This is a genomic window from Spirochaeta isovalerica, from assembly GCF_014207565.1.
GTDB lineage: Bacteria > Spirochaetota > Spirochaetia > DSM-2461 > DSM-2461 > Spirochaeta_F > Spirochaeta_F isovalerica.
Genome location: NZ_JACHGJ010000030.1, coordinates 1 through 1,136, shown reverse-complemented (window position 1 = coordinate 1,136; position 1,136 = coordinate 1). Strand labels below are relative to the sequence as shown.

At 47.2% G+C, this 1,136-nt stretch carries 1 tRNA gene and 2 rRNA genes; all 3 read left to right on the top strand.

Annotated elements, in window-relative coordinates:
- A 16S ribosomal RNA gene (locus tag HNR50_RS22115) occupies positions 1 to 191 on the top strand; the annotation flags it as partial.
- A 275-nt stretch (positions 192 to 466) separates the two neighbouring features.
- Positions 467 to 540 (top strand) — tRNA-Ala (locus HNR50_RS22110).
- Positions 541 to 728: 188 nt separating this feature from the next.
- A 23S ribosomal RNA gene (locus HNR50_RS22215) occupies positions 729 to 1,136 on the top strand; the annotation flags it as partial.

Genomic DNA, 1,136 nt, shown 5'->3' with positions numbered 1-1,136 from the left:
CGCATCAGCATGGCGCGGTGAATACGTTCCCGGGCCTTGTACACACCGCCCGTCACACCACCCGAGTTGGGGGTACCCGAAGTCGCTAGTCTAACTTGCAAAAGAGGACGGCGCCGAAGGTATGCCTGGTAAGGGGGGTGAAGTCGTAACAAGGTAGCCGTACTGGAAAGTGCGGCTGGATCACCTCCTTTCAATGTGAAAGGTAGAGTCCGGTCTTCGTGACTGGATGCATATAAAAGCTGGAAGAAAAAGCAGCTTTGACAACAAAAAAATTGACTAGTGGGCGGCTTGAGTTTACTCAAACGCACACAGTTGGAATCAGAAGTTCTGACTCTTTTCTCTTCCTTTCCTTTTTTTATATGAGGTTTGGGAAATGGTCGCTGACCGGCTCCCACGGAAATAAACTTCGAAAGGCGTTTTTCGCTTTGAGAAGGATTATATATAGGGTCGCTATGCGGTCCATCCCGGGGGTATAGCTCAGTTGGCTAGAGCACTAGATTTGCATTCTAGGGGTCTGGGGTTCGAGTCCCCATACCTCCAAAAAGGTAGAGCATTACATACGCTTTGACTTTTTTATCAGCTGATTCTGCTGTCAAAGGCGCGGTCAGTTATTAAAGAGGCGCATGACGCCGGCCTGTCGATTAGCTTTCTGAAGTTAGTCCGGGAGAGATGATCTTTTACAAGATTTTTGTTTTTGAAAGTAATAGGGAAGGGATAAAAAATAATATGGTCAAGTGACAAAGGGTCCATGGTGGATGCCTTGGAGCTATCCGACGATGAAGGCCGTGGTAAGCTGCGAAAAGCTTGGGTAAGGAGCAAACATCCGCTATAACCCGAGATTGCCGAATGGGGTAACCCGCTAGTTTTAATGACTAGCATTATATGTGTGAATACATAGCCGTATAAAGTGAGACTCAGGGAACTGAACCATCTAAGTACCTGAAGGAAAAGAAATCAATTGAGATTCCCTTAGTAGCGGCGAGCGGACGGGGAAGAGCCCAAACCAGTAAGTTTTCGGATTTATTGGGGTTGTAGGGCCATCTATATGAGAGTGATAAACCAGTTTGTTAGCGGAATGTCTCTGGGAAGAGCAACCGAAGAGGGTGAAAGTCCCGTATGTGAAAACGAATTGGCTC